Source organism: Sphingomonas sp., assembly GCF_036388435.1.
In the GTDB taxonomy this organism is placed as follows: domain Bacteria; phylum Pseudomonadota; class Alphaproteobacteria; order Sphingomonadales; family Sphingomonadaceae; genus Sphingomonas.
Genome location: NZ_DASVRV010000053.1, coordinates 165,879 through 185,151, shown reverse-complemented (window position 1 = coordinate 185,151; position 19,273 = coordinate 165,879). Strand labels below are relative to the sequence as shown.

Sequence of the window (19,273 nt, the reverse complement as noted above, 5' to 3'; positions counted from 1 at the left end):
GTCACCCCGTCACGGGCAGCTGGACCCGCCCGTCCGCGTCGCGGTGGAGCGGGCCATAGGCGACCACGGCCTCCAGCAGCATCGGGCCATAGAGGTGCGGGAAGAGCGCACCGCCGCGCGACGTCTCCCACCGCACCTTGTCGCCATGCGCGTCGAGATCGACCGCGACGACATGGAGGTCGCCGCCCTTCGCGAAATGCCGGTCGACCGTCCCGGTGAGCTGGTCGGCGGTGGACAGGTGGATGTACCCGTCCGCACGGTCGACCGCCGATCCGTCGAAGCGACCATCGCGTTCCAGCGCGGCCATCTCGTCGCCGAGCAGCACCTTGTACGCGGTGGTCGGGGTCATGCCGCGTTCCCGGTGTCTGAGTCGTCCGATTCGTCGACCTTCTCGGCCATCGTGCGGATGCCGGTGCCGTCGTCGACCTGCAGCTGCTTGTCGGGATCGATCGGCACGGCGAGCTCGACCCGTTCGATCGCCACGACCTCCTCCGCCTCGTTCTCGGGCTCGTCCGCCTCGTCGATGCGCGCGGCGGAGACGACATGCTCGTCGGCGGCGACGTGGAACAAGCGCGATCCGGCGCTGGTCCGTCCGATCACGCGCGTGTCGCCCACCGATTGCCGGATCAGCTTGGCCTGGTCGGTGACCAGCATCAGCTGCTCGCCCGAATGCGCGGGAAAGCTGGCGATCACCGGGCCGTTGCGTTCACGGAACTTGGGCGACAGGTCTATATTGGTGATCCCGCGCCCGCCGCGCCCGATGCGGCGATATTCATAGGCCGAACTGCGCTTGCCGTAACCGTTCGCGCAGATCGTCATCACGAACTCCTCCGCGTCGGCGAACTCGGCCATCCGCTCGGGCGACAGCGTCGCCTCCGCCTGGTCGTTCTCCTTCCACGGCGCCGCGCGCAGATAGGCCTCGCGATCCTCGGTGGACGCATCGAACCCGCGCAGGACAGACAGCGAGATCACCTCGTCCCCCTCGTCGAGCCGCGCGCCGCGTACGCCGGTCGAATCGCGGCTCTGGAATTCGCGCACATCGGTCGCGGCGAAGCGCACGGCGCGTCCCTCGCGCGTGGCGAGCAGCACGTCGTCGGTCTCGGTCAGAAGCGACACGCCGATCAGGCGATCCTGCGACCCCTCGTCGAAGCGCATCGCCAGCTTGCCGGCCGTGCGCACATTGGTGAACGCATCCATCGAGTTGCGGCGGACCAGTCCCTTGGCGGTCGCGAACATCACATGGAGCTTGGCCCATTCGGCCTCGTCTTCCGGCAGCGGGAGCACGGTCGAGATCGTCTCGCCCTCGGCCAGCGGCAACAGGTTCACCATCGGCCGCCCGCGCGTCGCGGGACCGCCCTCCGGCAGGCGCCAGACCTTCAGGCGGTACGCCTTGCCATGGGTCGAAAAGAACAGGACGGGCGTGTGCGTGGAGGTGACGAACAGGCTGGTGATCGCGTCCTCGTCCTTGGTCGCCATGCCCGACCGCCCCTTGCCGCCGCGGGTCTGGGTGCGGAACGTCGCGAGCGGTGTGCGCTTGATGTAGCCGCCAAGCGTCACGGTCACGACCATGTCCTCGCGCTCGATCAGATCCTCGTCGTCGATGCCGTCGGCGGCGCTCGCGATCTCCGTTCGGCGGGGCGTCGCGAATTCGGTGCGGATCGCCGCCAGCTCCTCGCGCATCACCGCGTAGAGCTTGACCCGGTCCGCCAGGATCGCGAGCAGCTCGGCGATCGAGCCGGCCAGCGTCTCCAGCTCGGCGCCGATCTCGTCGCGGCCAAGCGCCGTCAGCCGGTGGAGCCTGAGGTCGAGAATGGCGCGGACCTGGAGATCGGACAGGCGATAGGTGTCGCCGGTCACCTCATTCTCGACCGCCTCGACGAGGCGCAGATAGCCCGCGATCTCGGCGACCGGCCATTCGCGCATCAGCAGCGCGTGTCGCGCCTCGGTCGCGTTGGCGGAACCGCGGATGACGCGCACCACTTCGTCCAGATTGGTGACCGCGACGACCAGCCCGAGCAACAGATGCGCGCGCTCGCGCGCCTTGTTGAGCTCGAACTTCGAGCGGCGGGTGATGACCTGCTCGCGGAACTGGACGAACGCGCCGATGATGTCGCGCAGGTTCAGCAGCTCGGGGCGTCCGCCGCGGATGGCGAGCATGTTCGCGGGGAAGGACCCCTGCGCGGGCGTGTGTCGCCAGAGCTGGTTGAGCACGACCTCGGGCGTGGCGTCGCGCTTCAGGTCGATGACGATGCGCACGCCCTCGCGGTTCGACTCGTCGCGGATGTCCGACACGCCCTCGACCCGCTTGTCCTTGGCGGCCTCGGCGATCCGCTCGACCAGCGCGTTCTTGCCCTGCTGATAGGGGATTTCGGTCAGCACGATCGAGCGCCGGTCGCCGCGCCCTTCCTCGACGACGTAGCGCGAGCGGATGATGATGGAGCCGCGCCCGGTCTGATAGGCGGAGCGCGCGCCCGCCTTGCCCAGGATGATCGCGCCCGTCGGGAAATCCGGGCCGGGAACGATCTCGTTCAGCTCCTCGACGGTGATCGCGCCGTTTTCTATGTACGCCAGGCAGGCGTCGATGACCTCGCCCAGATTGTGCGGGGGCACGTTGGTCGCCATGCCCACCGCGATCCCGCCCGCGCCATTGACGAGCAGGTTGGGGACCCGCGCGGGCAGCACCGACGGCTCGCGCTCCGACCCGTCATAATTGGGGACGAAGTCGACCGTATCCTTGTCGAGATCGCCGAGCAGCGAGTTGGCGACCTTTGCGAGCCGCGCCTCGGTGTAGCGCATGGCGGCGGCCTTGTCGGGGTCCATCGACCCGAAATTGCCCTGGCCGTCGATCAGCGGCACGCGCATCGACCAGTCCTGGCTCATCCGGACCAGCGCCTCGTAGATCGAGCTGTCGCCGTGCGGATGGTATTTACCCATCACGTCGCCGACGATGCGCGCCGACTTGCGATAAGGCTTGCCCGCGACGAAGCCGCTTTCGGCGGCGGAGAACAGGATGCGGCGGTGGACCGGCTTCAACCCGTCGCGCACGTCGGGCAATGCGCGGGCGACGATGACGCTCATCGCATAGTCGAGATAGCTCGACTTCATCTCGTCGACGATGGAGATGGACTGGATCGGGTCGTCGAGCAGCGTGTCGTCGGCCAATTTATCGCTTTCGGCAGGGGAATGTCACAAGGGTGATGTAGGTGTTCGCCGCCGCATTGTCACGCGCGCCCACGCCCACGCGCGAGGAGCGGTGGTCCGCTCAGGGACTGACCTCCTTGCCTTCCCAGTCGAACAGCTTGCCGCTGTCGACCGGACGGAGGCCGTCGAGCACGTCGAGCAGCTGCACCGCCGCGCGGTCCGGAGCGAAGAGGTGACCGGGCTGGACATTGCCCTGGAAGGGTCGCGACAGGCCCGTGTCGACCGTGCCGGGGTGAAGCGCGACGACGATGCCCTGCGGGTTGCGCCGGCGTTCCTCGACCGCCAGCGTTCGGATCAGCTGGTTGAGCGCCGCCTTGGAGGCGCGATAGCCGTACCAGCCGCCGAGCTTGTTGTCCGAGATGCTACCGACCCGCGCCGACAGTGCCGCGAACACGCCGCGCCGATCGCGCGGCAGGAGCGGCAGGAAATGCTTGGCGACCAAAGCGGGGCCGACCGCGTTGACCAGGAAGTTGCGCTGCAACCAGTCGCCGTCGAGGTCGCGCCACGTCTTCTCGGGGCCGCGATCGCCCTCGTGGAGCAGGCCGGTCGCGACGAACACCAGGTCCACCCCCGGCGAGACGCGCGCGGCGGCAGCGGCGATGCTCGCCTCGTCGGTCAGGTCGAGCCGGCGGTCGCCGTCGAAGGAGCGCGCGAAGGCATGGACCTCGGCATCCTCCTCGCGCAGCACGTCGACCAGGGCCGCGCCGATCCCGCCCGCCGCGCCGATGACGACCGCCCTCATGCCCGGACGAACCGGAGGCGGTCGGGGGTGCCGGCGTCCGCGTCGAAGCGATAACCGTCGCGGTCGAAGCCGGGCAGGGCGGCGGGATCGTCGACGCGGTGGTCGATCATCCAGCGCGCCATGCTGCCGCGCGCCCGCTTGGCGTGAAAGCTGACGAACCGCGCGTCCGGGCCTTCGCGGAACTCGGCCGTGACGACGCGGACGCCCAGGGGCAGGTGATCCGCGACCGATGCCCAATATTCGTTGCTGGCGAGGTTGAGGATCGTGGTCGATCCGGCGGCTTCCAGCTCGTCGCCGAGCGCCCTGGCGATGCGGTCGCCCCACCAGTCGGTCAGTTTGGCGTGCCGGGGCGCCCAGCGCGTTCCCATCTCCAGCCGATGCGCGCGGATCGCATCGAGCGGGCGGAGCAGGCCGTAGAGCCCCGACAACATGCGAAGCCGCCGCTGCGCGTGCGCCAGCGCCGCCGCGTCCAGGCTATGCGCGTCCAGGCCGACATAGACGTCGCCCGCAAAGGCGAACAAAGCGGGCCGCTCGGGCGCGGTCGCGAAGCCCCGGTAGCGATCGATGTTGAGCGCGGCGAGCGCGGGGGAGATGCGCATCAGCTCGCTCAGCCGCTTGCGCGACAGCCGGGCGGCGGACCGGGCCAGCGTCTCTGCCTCGCCCGCGAAACGCGGCATGGTGGGCGAGCAGGGCGGGGCCGGGCGCTCGAAATCGAGCGACTTGGCGGGGGAAAGCAGGGCGATCATGGGCCGGTGCGACTAGCCGCGCCGGCCCGCGCGTTCAATCGCGGTTCAGTGGGCGGGTCGCAGGAAGCCGTCGGGCCTCGCTTGAACGGAACGCCGCGCCCCGGTACGGGTTCGAGCGTGGTTGAAGGCCGATGCCGCCATGATGGAGATCCGCATGAAGACCCTTTCCCGCGCCCTGCTTTCGGCGCTGTTGCTGACCGGCGTCGCCGGCGGCGCGATCGTCGCCCAGCCCGCCGTCGCGCAGAAGAAGAAGGAAACCGGCCCCAAGCTCAGCCCGGAGGCACTGAAAGCGGCGCAGGCCGCGCAGACGGCGATCGCCGCCAGCGACTTCGCGACCGCGCAGACCGCCCTCACGCAGCTCGATACCGCGGCCAAGACCGATCAGGACCGGTATTTCGCCGCCGCGCTTCGGCTTGAAATGGAGCAGGGGCGGATCCGGGTCGCGCGCCAGGCGAACCCCAACGCGCCCGTCGACCAGAGCCGTCTCGCCGCGCCGCTCGACGCGCTGCTCGCCAGCCCACTGACCGAGCCGTCCAGGAAGGGCCAGATGGCCTATATCCGCGGGCAGCTGGCCTATGAAGCCAAGCAATACCCGCAGACGCTGCAATATTGGAATCAGGCCAAGCAGTTCGGCTACAACGATCCGAATTTCGGCCTGAACATGATGCGCGTGAAGGAGCAGTCGGGCGACACGCAAGGCGCGCTCGCCGATCTCAACGCCGAGCTTCAGCGCACCACGGCCGCCGGCCAGAAGCCCACGGAGGAGCTGTACCGGTACGGCCTGGCGCGCGGCATCAAGCAGCCGGGTCAGGCCCTGCCCTGGATGCAGCGGCTGCTGGTCGCCTATCCGACGGCGAAGAACTGGCGCGACGTGGCGGTGCTCTATGGCCTGCAGCAGGGGTCCGTCGCGACGCTCGACACGCCGCAGAAGATCGACCTGTTCCGCCTGATGCACCACACGCGCTCGCTCGCCGATCAATATGATTATGGCGAATATGCCCAGAAGACCTTCGATCGCGGCCTGCCCGAGGAAGCCAAGCGCATCCTGAACGAGGGGATCGCGGCGGGGAAGATTCCGGCCGCCAACCGTGAATACAAAGCGATGCAGACGGAGATCGGCAAAGCGATCGCCAATGAAAGCCCGCTCGGCCCGCTCGAGACCAAGGCCAAGTCGGCCGGCGACGGCAAGCTCGCGGCGCAGACCGCCGAGGCGTATCTGAGTCAGAACAACAACGCGAAGGCGGCCGAACTCTACCGGATCGCGCTCCAGAAGGGCAACGTCAACGCCGACGAGGTCAATACGCGGCTGGGCATCGCGCTCGCGCGGCAGGGCGACAAGGAAGGCGCTCGCGCGGCCTTCACCGCCGTCAAGGGCACCCCGCGCGCCGATCTGGCACAGCTCTGGATCACCTCGCTCGACGCGCCCGTCACGGCCTGAACCGAGGTTTCGCCTGTGGAGAAGGGCGGTCGCACGGCCGCCCTTTTCTAGTCGGCCCTTTTCTAGTCGGACAGGATCGGGATGCCCGATTCCGACTTGGCGGTCCGGATCGTCAGCGATGTCTTGACGCTCGCGACATTGGGTGCGGGGGTCAGGTGGGTGGTCAAAATCTCCTGGAACGCGCGCAGGTCGGGCGCGACGATCTTGAGAATGAAGTCGATCTCACCGTTGAGCATGTGGCATTCGCGCACTTCGGCGATCTGGGCGACATGGGCCTCGAAGGCGGACAGGTCATGTTCGGCCTGGCTCTTCAGGCTGACCATCGCGAAGACGGTGATCGGATAGCCCAGCCGCGTGCCGTCCAGTTCGGCATGATAGCCCCGAATGGCGCCCGCCTCCTCCAGCGCGCGGACGCGGCGCAGGCAGGGCGGGGCGGTCAGCCCCACGCGTTCGGCCAGATCGACATTCGTCATCCGACCGTCGGATTGCAGCAGCGCCAGGATCTGTCGATCGATACGGTCCAACGTCGTCCAACCTCCACAACAACCCAAAGCGGGCGCAGCAGGCTTTACGTACGTAATAACATTGCGTGCAAGCGCAATTGTCCCACAATGCGACGTGCCGAAACGGACTCTTTGATCAGCTGATTCACGAGGTTAAGGAATCGTTGACGAGGGGCATTCGCCGGCTCGCCCAAGGTCCCATATAGTGCGCTTCGACGACAGTCTCAAAACGGTGCTCAATTCCGATATGGCGGCCGGACATGGTGCGCAGGCGGCCTGGCGGCAGCTTGTCGACCTTGCCGGGCGTGGACGCGTGGCGACCGACGAGCCCGTGCTCGCCCGGCTGCGGATGCTTCGCCAGGCGGTGCCCGTGGCGGTCAGGGCGGCGAGCGCGCGCGCATTGGCCTATGCGCGTCCCGACGCGCTGCTCGTCTCGCTGTTCGCCGAGGACGAACTGGCCGTCGCGGCTCCGGTGCTGCGAACGGCCGAACTCGACGTCGAGGAATGGATCGCCCTGCTCCCGCGTCTCTCGCCCGCGCTGCGCTCGGTGCTGCGCCAGCGCCGCGACCTGGCCCCCCCGGTCGTCCGAGCGCTCGAGAGCCTCGGGTCGGTCGACTTCACCTTACCCCGACCCGAGAGTATCGGGGTCGCGGAGGCGCTGAGCCTGGATGCGGCGATGATCGCAGCGCCCGAGCCCGAGCCGGAGCCCGCGCGGGAGTGCGCTGCGGTTCCCCCGATCGATACGCCGCTCAGCGAGAGTCCGTTCGTGGCACTGGGCGATATCGCGCGCGGGCTGCCCGTCGTCGCCCAAGCGCTTGCCCGGGGCGAGCCCGATGCGCCCCCGCCGCCCGCGCCGGCCGACGGTTTCGCCATCTCGGACCTGGTGGCCCGGATCGAGGCGTTCCGCCGCCGTCGCGACGAGGCGCCGCGCACCGCCCGCGCCGTTCCCGACGCGGTCGCCGCGGCGCTGGGCGAGCATTTTCACTTCGAGACCGATGCGACCGGCATCGTAACCGGAGTGGAGGGCGTGGCGCGCGGCGCCTTGGTCGGGATGTCGATCGCCCATGCGGGCGTTCAGGGCATCGCGCAGGTCGACGGCGTGGCGGCGGGCGGGTTGCGCCGTCGATCGCGCTTCGACGATGCGCGGCTGGAAGTGGGTGGAACCTCCAGCGCGGCGGGATCGTGGCGGCTGACCGGCATTCCCGCCTTTGACGAGCTGAGCGGCCGTTTCATCGGTTTCCGTGGCGCCGGGCGTCGTCCGCGCGCCGACGAAAGCGCCGCGCCGGCGAGATCGGCTGCCGCGCCTAGCCCGGACTCGCTGCGGCAACTCGTCCACGAACTGCGCACGCCGACCAATGCGATCGCGGGCTTCGCCGAGCTGATCGAGACCGAGCTTCTCGGCCCCGTTTCCGCCACCTATCGCGACCGTGCGGCGTCGATCCGGGCGCGTGCGGGCGAGCTGCTGGCCGCGATCGAGGATCTGGATACCGCCGCGCGGATCGAGGTGGGCGCGCTGGAGCTGCGGCCCGGCCCGGTCCCCGTGCAGCCGATGATCGAACGCGTGGTCGCTGATCTGGCGCCGCTGGCGGGCCTGCGCGGGCTGCGGATACTCGTGGATGGCGATACCGATGCGTATGTGGTCGCCGACGACCGCGCGGCGGAGCGTCTGCTGGGCCGCCTGTTCGCCACCCTGGTCGCGGCCGGCGCGGCGGGCGAGACGTTGCGCGCCTCGGTCTACGCCAATCCGTCGACGGTCGAGATCGCGGTCGATCGGCCGCGCAGCCTGGTCGGGCTCGACGGTGAAGCGCTGCTGGCGCTCGATGGCGGCGACGATGCGCCCGACGGGACCCCGTTGCTGGGCACCGGCTTCGCCATCCGCGTCGCGCGCAACCTCGCCGCGGAACTGGGCGGCGCGCTCGAACTCGGGCCCGCGCGCCTGACGTTGCGGCTCCCGACCAGCGTGGATCGGGTGATCGAGCACGCGACGACGATCTGAGGTGGTCGCGGCGGCGGAACGGGGACGCGCCTCGAACGCTGTGTCTGCATGGTCCACGGTTGTTTCGATCCTTGGCGACGGCACGGCCCGTCATGAGCGTCGCGTTCCGCCGCGAGAGCGACGAGGAGCATCTGGAACCTCGCTTCGAACTGCCGATCCCGACGGGTCCGAATCTGGTGACCGCGCGCGGCCTGGCGCTGCTCGCCCGGCGCGTGGCGGATCTGGAAGCGCGGCTGGCGGCAGGGTCGGACGAGGAGCGGAAAGCGGTGGCGCGCGACCTGCGCTATTGGCGCACGCGGTCGATGACCGCGACGCTCGCGCCCCCGCCGCCTGCCGACGAGATCGCCTTCGGCTCGCGCGTGCGGGTACGGGTCAAGGGCGAGGCAAGGGAGATCGAGATCGTCGGCGACGACGAGGCCGAGCCCGCGACGGGCCGCATCGCCTTTTCCTCGCCGCTCGCACGCGCACTGATGGGCGCGATGGCCGGCGAGCATGTCGCGTTCGGCGATGGCGTGGAGGTGATCGAGATCGTCGTGCCACCATCAAAGTGACGATGGTCGGGGAGACAGGATTCGAACCTGCGACCCCCTGGTCCCAAACCAGGTGCGCTACCAGCCTGCGCCACTCCCCGGCACGTTGCCGACGCGCATAGCGAAGCTATGCACGACAAGCAACGTGCCCGGCCGGCCTTGCCAAGCAAAGGCTCACGGATGCTTTTCGGGCCCCGCGCCGCGGCGAACCCGTGTCGTCGAACTGCGCCTGCGCGCCATCGGCCGCGCGGGCCGGTGTCGCTGGGCGGCTTCGCCGCGCCGCGACACCGGCGGGCGGTTGGTGGGCCCGGCAGGACTCGAACCCGCAACCTAGCCGTTATGAGCGGCCAGCTCTAACCATTGAGCTACAGGCCCCACCAAGGCCCGGTTAGCCGAGAACGCCGCATGAAAAAAGGGCGCCCCTGCCATGGCGGGAGCGCCCTTTATCCATCGGAGCCGCGTCATGGCGAAGCCATGCCGTCGGATGCTGCCGGAGGCAGCGCCGGCCGACCTCGGACGTGGCGAACCCCTACAGGTTCTCCGCCACGTCTTCGGCCTGATCGCGGACATTGTCCGCGTCGGCTTCCAGATTCTCCGAAGCGCTCTCGATCGCGGCGGCCGCGTCGGCGTCCGCGACATTCTCCGCCAGGGCTTCCATATTGTCCGCCTGGGCTTCCAGGTCGTCGGCCAGCATGTCGGCGTTCACCTCCACCGCGGTCGCCTCGGGCGATTGCGAGCAGGCGGCGAGCGGCGCGAGGCCGATCGCGGCGAGAAGAAGAAAGCGCTTCACCGAGCCCGGTCGATCAGTTGACGTCGGTCTGGTTGTCGGCATTCTCTTCGACATTGTCGGCCATCGCCTCGGTGTTCTCGGCGGCGTTCTCGAGCGCGTCCTCGGCATTCTCCGTGGTCGCGGCTTCCGACGCGTCCTCGAGATTGTCGGCGGCCGAATGCAGGTTGTCGGCGCGCGCCTCGGCATTGGCTTCGGCGTTCTCGGCCTGCTGCGAGTTGCAGGCGGCGAGCGACAGCAGGCCGGCGGCCGCGATGGCGAAACTGATCTTCTTCATGATGAAACTCCCAAACAGATGCTTCGCAAGCAGCCCCGCTCCCTACGAAGCGTTCTAAATACCCGACCAAATTAGTAGGTCAATAGCGGCCGCCACTTTTCTGCCGCAATTGGAAGCGGTCAGCGCGGCGTCACCGGCCCCAGTTCCTCGGGCGCATAGGCGACGACCGCCAGCATCGCGGTCCAGGCGGCGACGTTCTGCCGCATCTGTTCCGGGTCGACGCGCTCCAGCGTGTCGTCGGGCGTGTGGTGGATGTCGAAATAGCGGTCGCCCGACTGGTTGAGGTCGATCGCGCCCACGCCGAGCTTGAACATCGGCCCCACATCGGCGCCGTCGCCCGCCTTGGCGGTCCCGCGCGGGATCCCGAGCGGCGCGAGGGCAGCGCCGAGCCGGTTGACGACCGCGGCGGCGTTCGCGGGCAGGTTGGTCTCGAACCGCCAGATGCGGTCGGCGCCGAAATCCGATTCGGCGGCGACGGCATGGCGCTCGGTCGCATGGGCCTCGCCGTAAGCGCGGCCGCCGAACACGCCGACCTCCTCCGCGCCGAACCACACCACGCGGATCGTGCGGCGGGGACGTTTGCCCGAATCCATGATGCGCTTGGCGGCCGCGGTGGTGATCGCCACGCCCGACGCGTCGTCGATCGCGCCGGTGCCCAGGTCCCAGCTGTCGAGATGCCCGCCGATCAGGACGATGCCCGCGTCGCGATCGGTGCCGGGCACCTCGGCGATGACGTTGCCCGACATTCCCTGGCCCAGCGTCCGCGGCGTGAGCACCAGCCGCATGGTGACGGGCTTGCCGCGGGCCTCGACGCGCTCGAGCTGCTCGGCGTCGGAATGGGAGAGCGCCGCCGCCGGGATCGGCGTGACATCGGCCGGGAAGTTGGTGCCCCCGGTGTGCGGCAGCCGGTGCTTGTCGGTGCCGATCGATCGGATCACCACGGCGACGGCACCTTTACGCGCCGCCAGCGCCGGCCCGACCCGCCGCGCGACGCCGTAGGCGCCGTAGCTCGATCCGTCCTGCGTGGGCGCCATGGCATGGCCGATATAGGCGATCTTGCCGCGCAGCGACCCGTCGGGCGCGGCGAGCAGGTCGTTATAGTCGCGGAACACCACCACCGGCGCCGTGATCCCGGCGGGCGGGGTCGCGGCCGAATTGCCCAGCGCGGTCAGCGCCAGCTTCTGCGGGTATGGCGCGGTGATCTCCGCCGTTTCGGTCCCGCGTACCCAGACGGGCAGCGCGAACGGCTCCACGCGCACGTTGCGGAACCCGAGCGCCTTGAGCTTGGCGACCGCCCAGGTCCGCCCGCGCGCCTCCGCCTCGGTGCCCGCCAGCCGCTGGCCGACCTCGGTCGTCAGCCCCTCGGTGATCTCATAGGCCAGGTCGTCCTTCAGCGCCGCGTCGCGCAGCCGCGCGATCTCGGGCGGGAGCGTCACCGGCCGCGCGGGCGGGGCGGGGGCCGCCGGCTGGGTGATGACGGGCGTCTGGGCCAGCGCCGGCGCGGCGAGGAGGGTGGAGAGCAGGATGGTTTTGATCATGAGCGGCAGGCTAGGGCGCCCCGCCGCGTTTGCCAACGGCGGGGCCGGCGATTACATGGCGGTCAACCTTCCCGATCCCCTGCCCACAATCCTAGCACGGAGCGCGAGCCGCATCATGGCCGTCCAGTATACCTACGTCATGAAGGGTCTGACCAAGACCTTCCCCGGCGCCAACAAGCCCGTTCTCAACAACATCCACCTGCAGTTCATCCCTTCGGCCAAGATCGCGATCATCGGCCCCAACGGCTCGGGCAAGTCGACGCTGATGAAGGTGATGGCGGGGATGGACCCCGACTTCACCGGCGAGGCCTGGGCCGCCGACGGCATCCGCGTCGGCTATCTGGCGCAGGAGCCGCAGCTCGACCCGACCAAGGACGTGATGGGCAATGTGCGCGACGGCGTGGGCGAGACGGCAGTGCTCGTCGACCGCTTCAACGCGATCTCGGCCGAGATGGGCGATCCCACGGACGCCACCGATTTCGACGCGCTGATGGAGGAGATGGGTGACCTCCAGGCGAAGATCGACGCGGTCGACGGCTGGGCGCTCGACAGCCAGCTAGAACAGGCGATGGAGGCGTTGCGCTGCCCGCCGGGCGACGCCGACGTGACGTTGCTGTCGGGCGGCGAGAAGCGTCGCGTCGCATTGTGCAAGTTGCTGCTCGAAAAGCCCGACATCCTGCTGCTCGACGAGCCGACCAATCACCTCGATGCGGAAAGCGTCGGCTGGCTGGAGAATTTCCTGAAGGAATATGCCGGCAACGTCATCCTCGTCACCCATGACCGGTACTTCCTCGACAACGTCGTCAACTGGGTGCTCGAGCTCGATCGCGGGCGTTACTACACCTATGAGTCCAATTATTCGGGCTATCTCGAAAAGAAGATCAAGCGACTGGAGCAGGAGGAGCGCGAGGAGGCCGGGCGCCAAAAGGCGATCTCCGACGAGCTCGCGTGGATGCGCCAGACCCCCAAGGCCCGGCAGACCAAGTCCAAGGCCCGCATCCGCGCCTTCGACGAGCTGATGGAGAAGCAGGAGAACCGCGTCGCGGGCAAGGCGCAGATCCTGATCCAGCTCCCCGAGCGCCTCGGCGGCAAGGTGATCGAGGCCAAGGGCCTGTCCAAATCCTATGGTGACAAGTTGCTGTTCGAGGGGCTGGACTTCACGCTTCCGCCCGGCGGCATCGTCGGGGTGATCGGCCCCAATGGCGCCGGCAAGTCGACGCTGTTCAAGCTCATCACCGGCAAGGAACAGCCCGACGCCGGCACGATCGAGATGGGCTCCACCGTCAAGCTCGGCTATGTCGACCAGTCGCGCGACGATCTCGATCCCAACAAGAATGTCTGGGAAGAGATCAGCGACAAGCTGGAGATATTCCGCTTCGGCAAGCAGGAGATCGGCACGCGCGCCTATGTCGGCGCGTTCAACTTCAAGGGCGCGGACCAGCAGAAGAAGGTCGGCCAGCTATCGGGCGGCGAACGCAACCGCGTTCACATGGCCAAGATGCTGAAGGAAGGCGGCAACGTCCTGCTCCTCGACGAGCCCACCAACGACCTCGACGTCGAGACGCTCCGCGCCCTCGAAGAAGCGCTGGAAAGCTTCGCGGGCTGCGCGGTCGTCATCAGCCATGACCGCTTCTTCCTCGACCGGCTGTGCACCCACATCCTGGCCTTCGAAGGCGACAGCCATGTGGAATGGTTCGAGGGCAATTTCGAATCCTATGAGGAGGACAAGCGGCGGCGCATGGGCGACGCGGCGGATCGGCCGACGCGATTGGCGTATAAGAAGCTGACGCGGTGAGTGATCTCGAACGGCGGACGCTTGATCGATTGGTGGGGATGACGTCAATCGAAGAGCTTCGCCGTACGATGAAGAACGCGAAAGGCGTATCCGATCTTGTCTACCGCGCCGCGTTTGCACGTCTTGTAGTCGTGTGCGCAAGCGACCACACCGATCCCGTTGCCCGGTCTTGTTGGTCCATGGTCCACACGATTGAGGAGATCAGGCGCGAGGCTGGACGAAAGGCGTGGCGGATGCATCGGCTCCGCCCCAAGATCGGCAGGGAAGGCTAGCGAGCCGCGCTGGAGTATTGCGCTCGCAATCGAACGGACGGCCTCGACGAAGTGCTGGGCTATGGTCTGCCGGAGTATACAGCCGAGGCCATCGTGCTTCGACATCCCGAGGCGTTCTCAGCCGAAACGCGGGATATTGCGCGCGAGCGGCTATCCGGATTCGGTATCGATGTGGATAAGCTCTTGGATCGTCATAAGGCTACCAACATGGGCGAACTCGGATGGGCGGCGTTCAAAGCACATCTGTGTCGATAATTATGTCGTCCAGCGTGGCCGCGCTTATTGATTGTCCGAAGATGGTCTTGTCGTGTCGCTGATAGATCTCCCCCGAGGGCGACCACATCCGATGAATCACGCGCCCATTCACGTCCGCTACCCAATATTCGGGGACACCGGCGGCCGCATAGATGCGCTGCTTGCTGCCAAGGTCCACAGGCAACGTCGTGTCGGATACTTCGAGGGCCAGCCTGATCTTCTGAACCGGAAGCAGGCCTCCATCGTTCGGAGGACCGACTGCTAGGTTCGGCTCGACACGCGACCGGTTCTCGATAACGACTGTCGGCGTTACGTAGGTCCGCAGACTACTTCCCGCCGCTCGCAATGCGGCCCACAACCGCCCTTGCAGTTCCGCTTGGGCCGCCGCGTGCCGACTGTGGATGGCGTTCAAAACCCAGATTTCCCCATCCAATAACTCCGCCCGGGCATAGTCGACGAACGCGCCGCTCTCCTCCAGCACCAGAAAATCCTGAACGCGGACTTTCCATACCTTCTGCTCAACCGGAATTGCGATCACTTCGTGAACGGTCATGTCTTCGCCTCCAACGGGCAACCCGACGCGATCCTACAGCGCCCGAACCTGCCGGTCCACGAGCCCATCACCGCACCCGCTTCACCCACAACGCATTCTCCCGCCGGTCCACCTGGAACTCCGGAACCGACTCGATCAGGTCGCTCAATCGCTTGAACCCGTAATTGCGCGCGTCGAAGCTGGAGCGGTTGCCGGCGAGCTGGCCCATGACCGACAAATTGGCGAAGCCCTTGGCGTCCTTCTTCACCGAGTCGTACGCGTCGACCAGCAGCTTGAGCAAAGCGGGGTCGACCTTGGCACCCTTGCCGGAGCGGATGGCCGGGGGGAGCGCGTCGAAGATGGGGACGGGTTCGGCGTCAATGTCGGACGGGGCCGACGCGCGTTCGGCGGGCTGGTCGAGGGGCGGCTCGGGCTCGTCGACGGTGATCGCGCCGACATCGATGAAGCGGGTGCACGCCGCCCGGAACGCGGCGGGGGCGCGGCTGGAGCCGAAGCCGTACACCTCCAGCCCGTCCTGGCGCAGCCGGGTCGCCAGCGGCATGAAGTCGCTGTCCGACGACATGATCCCGAACGCGCTGATCCGGCCGCGAAAGGCCAGGTCCATCGCGTCGATCGTCATCTTCATGTCGGTGGCGTTCTTGCCCTTGGTCAGGTCGAACTGCTGCTGCGGCTCGATGGCGTAGCGCAGCGCCACGTCGCGCCAGCCCTTCAGCCCGGGCTTGGACCAGTTTCCATAGGCGCGGCGGACATTGACCGTCCCCAGCTCGGCCAGGACGGTCAGCACGGGGTCGATCGCCGAGGGCTGGGCGTTGTCGGCGTCGATCAGCAGGGCGACGTTGCGGGTGGGCTCGTTCATGGAACCCACCCTGTAACGATCGCCGGGACAGGGCAAGGTCAGCCCGTCATGTCGCGCGGCTTGCCCGTCCTGAATGCCTGGTTGTTGTGGATATCGTCCTCCTTTTGCGGGCGGACCAGCGCGTCGGGCTCGCTGACCGCCACCTCCTCTGACTGGCTGGCGACGTCGCGCTGCAGGTTGCCGCCGCTCGTGCCACCCTGGCCGGGGGTGGGATCGGCGGCGGCTGCGTCGATGATCTCGTGATCGTCGTGATCGCGGGCCGAAGTCGTGCGGGGATTTTCCATGATGCTTCTCCTTCTCGCCCGCAGAACGGCCGGGGGAAGGCGGGCGTTCCTCATCCCGCCGGGTAGGACAGGGCGATCACCTCATATTCGCGCTCGCCCGTCGGCAACTCGACGCGCCTCACGTCGCCGACCGCCGCGCCGCGCAGGGCCCGCGCGATCGGCGAATTCCAGCCGACCCGGCCCGTGCCCGCGTCGGTCTCGTCGTCGCCGACCAGTGTCAGCACGCGTTCGCGATCATCTGCGTCGGCGACGGTGACGGTCGCGCCGAACCACACCCGCGACCGGTCTTCCTGCGCGGCGGGATCGACCAGCTTGGCCGCCTTCATCCGCCGGGACAGGAAGCCGAGCCGCCGGTCGATCTCGCGCAGCCGCTTGCGACCATAGATATAGTCGCCATTCTCCGACCGGTCGCCATTGCCCGCCGCCCAGGCGATCGTCTCGACCAGCTTGGGCCGTTCGTCGCCGAGCAGCTGGTCATATTCGCGGCGAAGCGCGCTGTACCCTGCCGGCGTGATATAGTTCGGGCGATCCATGCGGGCCGCTCAGCCCACCCGCGCGCCCCGACCCAGATACCAGCTCAACCGCGTGTCGCCCCGGCTGCGCGCGCGCGCCGGGTTGAGCAGGTCGTACACCACCGCGTTCTCCAGCACCCGCTGGACATAGTTGCGCGTCTCGGTGAACGGGATCGCCTCGACCCAATCGACCGTGTCGACCGCGCCGGTGCGCGGGTCGCCGTTGAGGCGCAGCCATTTGTTCACATTGCCCGGCCCGGCATTATAGGCCGCGATGGCGAGCGGATAGCTGCCGTAATTGGCGTACATCCGGTCGAAATAGCTCGACCCGAGCATGATCGACAGGTTCGGATCGGCGGTCAGGCTGTCGAGCCCGGTGAAGCTGACCCCGATCTTCCCCGCCTGCTCGCGCGCGGTGCCCGGCATCAGCTGCATCAACCCGCGCGCGCCGGCCGAGCTCATCGCGGTGCGGTCGAACTGCGATTCCTGGCGCGTGATGGCATGGATCACGACCCAGTTGCGCTCGTAGCCCGTCGGCACGGGCACCGTCGGAAAGCCCGCGGCGGAATAGGTGGTGAGGCCGTTCTGCGCGGCCGTCCGGCTCGCCATCACCGCCAGGTCGGGCCGTGCCAGGCTGCGCGAGAGCTCGACCGCGAGAAGCTGGTCGGTGTCCGTCTCGATCCCCTCGGCGATCCGGCGGATGAACGCCGTCTGGTCCTGCCGCGCCCCGATCTGCCCCAGGAAACGCGCCGCGCGCACCAGCTCACGCGCGTCCCAGGCCGCGCGCGTGGCGGGCGGGACGGGCACGCCGACCGGCGCCGCCGGCGGCTGAAGCGGGCGGCCGAGCCGTTCCAGCGCGAGTTGGCCATAATATTGCTCGCGATACCCGGCCGTGCGCTCGAACAGCGGCGTCGCCTCGGCCATGCGTCCTGCCTGCGCGGCGGCGCGCGCGGCCCAGTAGAAGCCCTTGGCGCGCGTCTGGGGCGATTTGACGCCGCGACCATAGCGGTCGAACATCACCGACGCGTCGGCGGGACGGCCGATCTTCATCGCCGACTGGCCCGCCAGCCAGGCCAGGCTCGTATAATCGTCCCGCTCGCCATAGGGCTTGGACGAGATGTCGGTGCCGACCGGATAGGCGTCGTCGATCTGGCGCGCGATGTCATAGGCGAGCTGGTGCTGCCCGTCGGCCGATGCCGCGCGCGCATTGGTCAGCAGCACCTCGTACCAGCGCTCGACATTGCCGGGCCGCTGGACGAGCTGGCGCGGGCGGGCGAGCCAGGTCCGCGCGCTCGGCCCCGCGCCGTTGTCGCGCAGCCAGGTCGCGCGATCGGCGACATAGCCCGCGTCGCTCCGGTATAGCTCGGCGGTATTCGTCGCCAGCTCGGCGGCGTTCGCGGCGTTGCTCCGCAATGCCAGCCGCGCCTCCAACACGGGCCGCCGCGCGGGCGAGGTGAGCGGCATCGCCCGCGCGGCGGCGCTCGTCGACCCGGCCCAGAGCAGCGCGTCGACCCGCGCGTCGTGATCCTCCGGGGTCAGCGCGAAACCGAAGGTCGACAGGACGAGGCTTTCGTCGGCGGCGGGCAGCGCGCCCATCCGCCACGCCCGCCGCGCCTCGTCACGCGCCCGCGCGGTGTCGCCCGTCGCCGCCAGCGCACGGGCATGGGCGACGGTGCCGGACGCGGAGGTCGGGGGGAAACGGCGGAAATAGGCGACGACGCTCGCGGGCGAGGCGATCCCGGCCTGGCGCTCGGCCGCGCGCCGGTTCGCCCCCTCGTTCGGCCAGCCCGGATGGGCGAGCAGAAAGCGCGCATAGCTGTCGAAGGGCAGGGCGTCGGTCTGCCCGATCGCACGCCATTCGGCGATCGCCGACGCGATCGACCGGTCGTTCGCCGGCGTGCCGGCGACGGGAGCGACGACCTGCGACGGATAGCCGGTCCACCCGCCCGGCGAGGCGCCGGTGACCTGGGCGAGCACGGCGAGGACGGCAGTCGATTTGAGGAGCGTTGCGATCATGTGGACAGGATAGGCCACTCACCCGTATCTGTCCTGAACGAAATCGCGCGGTTCGGCGCGTAAGGAGCGGACTCCACCCATGTTTTCCGGATCGATCCCCGCGCTCGTCACGCCCTTCGCGGCCGATGGCGCGTTCGACGAAGCGGCGTATCGCGACCTGATCGAATGGCAGATCGCCGAAGGGTCGTCGGCTTTGGTGTCCTGCGGCACGACCGGCGAGGCCGCGACCCTGTCGGCGACCGAGCATTTCCACGTCGTCGCGGTCTGCGTCGGCCAGGCGCGGGGGCGCGTGCCGGTGATCGCGGGCGCGGGTTCGAACGACACGCGGGTCGCGGTCGACAACCTCCACGCCGCCAAGGCGGCGGGGGCCGACGCAGCGCTGATGGTCCCGCCCTATTATAACCGCCCCAGCCAGGACGGGATCGCCCACCACTTCGCGACGATGGCGGACGCGGCGACGCTGCCGATCATCCTCTACAACGTCCCCTCGCGTACCGTGACCGACATCCTGCCCGCCACGCTCGCCCGGATCGTCCAGGCGCATCCGGGCGTCTTCGTCGGCGTCAAGGATGCCAGCGGCGTCCTAGCGCGCGTGTCGGAGCACCGCGCGAGTCTAGGCGCGGATTTCTGCCAGCTGTCGGGCAATGACGACCTTGCGCTCGCCTTCAACGCGATGGGCGGGGTGGGGTGCATATCCGTCTCGGCCAATGTCGCGCCGCGGCTGTGCGCCGAGTTCCAGGCCGCGTGCCAGGCGGGAGACCATGCCCGCGCGCTGGAATATCAGGACCGCCTTTTTCCGCTTCACACGGCACTATTCACCGACGCCTCGCCCGGCCCGGTGAAATACGCCATGACCCGCGTCCGCCCCGGCTTTCCCGAAACGCTCCGCCCGCCGATGACCTGGCCGGGCGACGCGTCGCGCGCGGCGGTCGACGCGGCGCTGGCCCATGCCGGGCTTGTCTAGTCCGGGTC

The 19,273-nt window shown here is 68.6% G+C and carries 18 protein-coding genes and 2 tRNA genes; 5 read left to right on the top strand and 15 right to left on the bottom strand.

Features of this window, described 5'->3' with window-relative positions; all coding sequences use genetic code 11:
• Window position 1: 1 nt before the first annotated feature.
• From VF592_RS13825 to VF592_RS13810, 4 genes are all read right to left on the bottom strand, one after another.
• Window positions 2-349: a DUF952 domain-containing protein gene (locus tag VF592_RS13825; RefSeq protein WP_331006203.1), complete on the bottom strand. Its 348-nt coding sequence runs from the start codon at window positions 347-349 to the stop codon at window positions 2-4.
• Complete coding sequence (gene gyrA / locus VF592_RS13820; protein ID WP_331006202.1) at window positions 346-3,162, bottom strand: DNA gyrase subunit A; 2,817 nt, start codon at window positions 3,160-3,162, stop codon at window positions 346-348. The genes VF592_RS13825 and gyrA overlap by 4 nt, the downstream gene beginning before the upstream one ends.
• Before the next feature lie 100 nt (window positions 3,163-3,262).
• Window positions 3,263-3,943 carry an SDR family NAD(P)-dependent oxidoreductase gene (locus VF592_RS13815; protein WP_331006201.1) on the bottom strand — a complete coding sequence of 227 codons (681 nt, stop codon included), beginning with the start codon at window positions 3,941-3,943 and terminating at the stop codon, window positions 3,263-3,265.
• Window positions 3,940-4,689 (bottom strand): YaaA family protein, encoded by a 750-nt coding sequence (locus VF592_RS13810; RefSeq protein ID WP_331006200.1) that lies wholly within the window; start codon window positions 4,687-4,689, stop codon window positions 3,940-3,942. Before VF592_RS13810 ends, VF592_RS13815 begins: the two co-directional genes overlap by 4 nt.
• Window positions 4,690-4,843: 154 nt before the next feature.
• Between VF592_RS13810 and VF592_RS13805 the strand changes: the two genes are divergently transcribed.
• Window positions 4,844-6,127, top strand: coding sequence for a hypothetical protein (locus VF592_RS13805; protein WP_331006199.1), 1,284 nt, complete (start codon window positions 4,844-4,846; stop codon window positions 6,125-6,127).
• Between the two features lie 62 nt (window positions 6,128-6,189).
• On the opposite strand, the gene VF592_RS13800 is transcribed toward VF592_RS13805, so the two are convergent.
• On the bottom strand, window positions 6,190-6,651 hold the full coding sequence (locus VF592_RS13800) for an Lrp/AsnC family transcriptional regulator (RefSeq protein WP_331006198.1): 462 nt from the start codon (window positions 6,649-6,651) through the stop codon (window positions 6,190-6,192).
• 211 nt (window positions 6,652-6,862) lie between these two features.
• Here VF592_RS13800 and VF592_RS13795 point away from each other — a divergent pair, with 211 nt between their 5' ends.
• Both VF592_RS13795 and VF592_RS13790 read left to right on the top strand, forming a co-directional pair.
• Window positions 6,863-8,626: a HAMP domain-containing sensor histidine kinase gene (locus tag VF592_RS13795; RefSeq protein ID WP_331006197.1), complete on the top strand. Its 1,764-nt coding sequence runs from the start codon at window positions 6,863-6,865 to the stop codon at window positions 8,624-8,626.
• Between the two features lie 92 nt (window positions 8,627-8,718).
• A complete protein-coding gene (locus VF592_RS13790) occupies window positions 8,719-9,177 on the top strand; it encodes a GreA/GreB family elongation factor (RefSeq protein WP_331006196.1) in 459 nt (152 codons plus the stop codon).
• A 3-nt stretch (window positions 9,178-9,180) separates the two neighbouring features.
• On the opposite strand, the gene VF592_RS13785 is transcribed toward VF592_RS13790, so the two are convergent.
• From VF592_RS13785 to VF592_RS13765, 5 genes are all read right to left on the bottom strand, one after another.
• Window positions 9,181-9,257 (bottom strand) — tRNA-Pro (locus VF592_RS13785).
• Window positions 9,258-9,455: 198 nt separating this feature from the next.
• Window positions 9,456-9,531, bottom strand: a tRNA-Ile gene (locus VF592_RS13780).
• Window positions 9,532-9,685: 154 nt separating this feature from the next.
• Window positions 9,686-9,946: a hypothetical protein gene (locus VF592_RS13775; RefSeq protein ID WP_331006195.1), complete on the bottom strand. Its 261-nt coding sequence runs from the start codon at window positions 9,944-9,946 to the stop codon at window positions 9,686-9,688.
• A gap of 13 nt (window positions 9,947-9,959) precedes the next feature.
• Complete coding sequence (locus VF592_RS13770; protein ID WP_331006194.1) at window positions 9,960-10,220, bottom strand: hypothetical protein; 261 nt, start codon at window positions 10,218-10,220, stop codon at window positions 9,960-9,962.
• Window positions 10,221-10,339: 119 nt separating this feature from the next.
• Window positions 10,340-11,758 (bottom strand): M20/M25/M40 family metallo-hydrolase, encoded by a 1,419-nt coding sequence (locus VF592_RS13765; protein ID WP_331006193.1) that lies wholly within the window; start codon window positions 11,756-11,758, stop codon window positions 10,340-10,342.
• Window positions 11,759-11,873: 115 nt separating this feature from the next.
• On the opposite strand from VF592_RS13765, the gene ettA reads away from it, so the two are divergent.
• Window positions 11,874-13,553, top strand: coding sequence for an energy-dependent translational throttle protein EttA (gene ettA, locus VF592_RS13760; protein WP_331006256.1), 1,680 nt, complete (start codon window positions 11,874-11,876; stop codon window positions 13,551-13,553).
• A 504-nt stretch (window positions 13,554-14,057) separates the two neighbouring features.
• On the opposite strand, the gene VF592_RS13755 is transcribed toward ettA, so the two are convergent.
• From VF592_RS13755 to VF592_RS13735, 5 genes are all read right to left on the bottom strand, one after another.
• Window positions 14,058-14,633, bottom strand: a complete 576-nt coding sequence (locus VF592_RS13755) for a Uma2 family endonuclease (RefSeq protein ID WP_331006192.1) — start codon at window positions 14,631-14,633, stop codon at window positions 14,058-14,060.
• A 67-nt stretch (window positions 14,634-14,700) separates the two neighbouring features.
• Entirely contained in the window at window positions 14,701-15,489 is a 789-nt protein-coding gene (locus VF592_RS13750; RefSeq protein WP_331006191.1) for an NYN domain-containing protein, read from the bottom strand.
• Between the two features lie 38 nt (window positions 15,490-15,527).
• Window positions 15,528-15,773, bottom strand: a complete 246-nt coding sequence (locus VF592_RS13745) for a hypothetical protein (protein WP_331006190.1) — start codon at window positions 15,771-15,773, stop codon at window positions 15,528-15,530.
• 50 nt (window positions 15,774-15,823) lie between these two features.
• Window positions 15,824-16,306 (bottom strand): transcription elongation factor GreB, encoded by a 483-nt coding sequence (gene greB / locus VF592_RS13740; protein WP_331006189.1) that lies wholly within the window; start codon window positions 16,304-16,306, stop codon window positions 15,824-15,826.
• A gap of 9 nt (window positions 16,307-16,315) precedes the next feature.
• Window positions 16,316-18,301, bottom strand: coding sequence for a lytic transglycosylase domain-containing protein (locus VF592_RS13735; RefSeq protein ID WP_331006188.1), 1,986 nt, complete (start codon window positions 18,299-18,301; stop codon window positions 16,316-16,318).
• Window positions 18,302-18,380: 79 nt separating this feature from the next.
• Between VF592_RS13735 and dapA the strand changes: the two genes are divergently transcribed.
• Entirely contained in the window at window positions 18,381-19,265 is an 885-nt protein-coding gene (gene dapA / locus VF592_RS13730) for a 4-hydroxy-tetrahydrodipicolinate synthase (protein ID WP_331006187.1), read from the top strand.
• Window positions 19,266-19,273 lie beyond the last annotated feature (8 nt).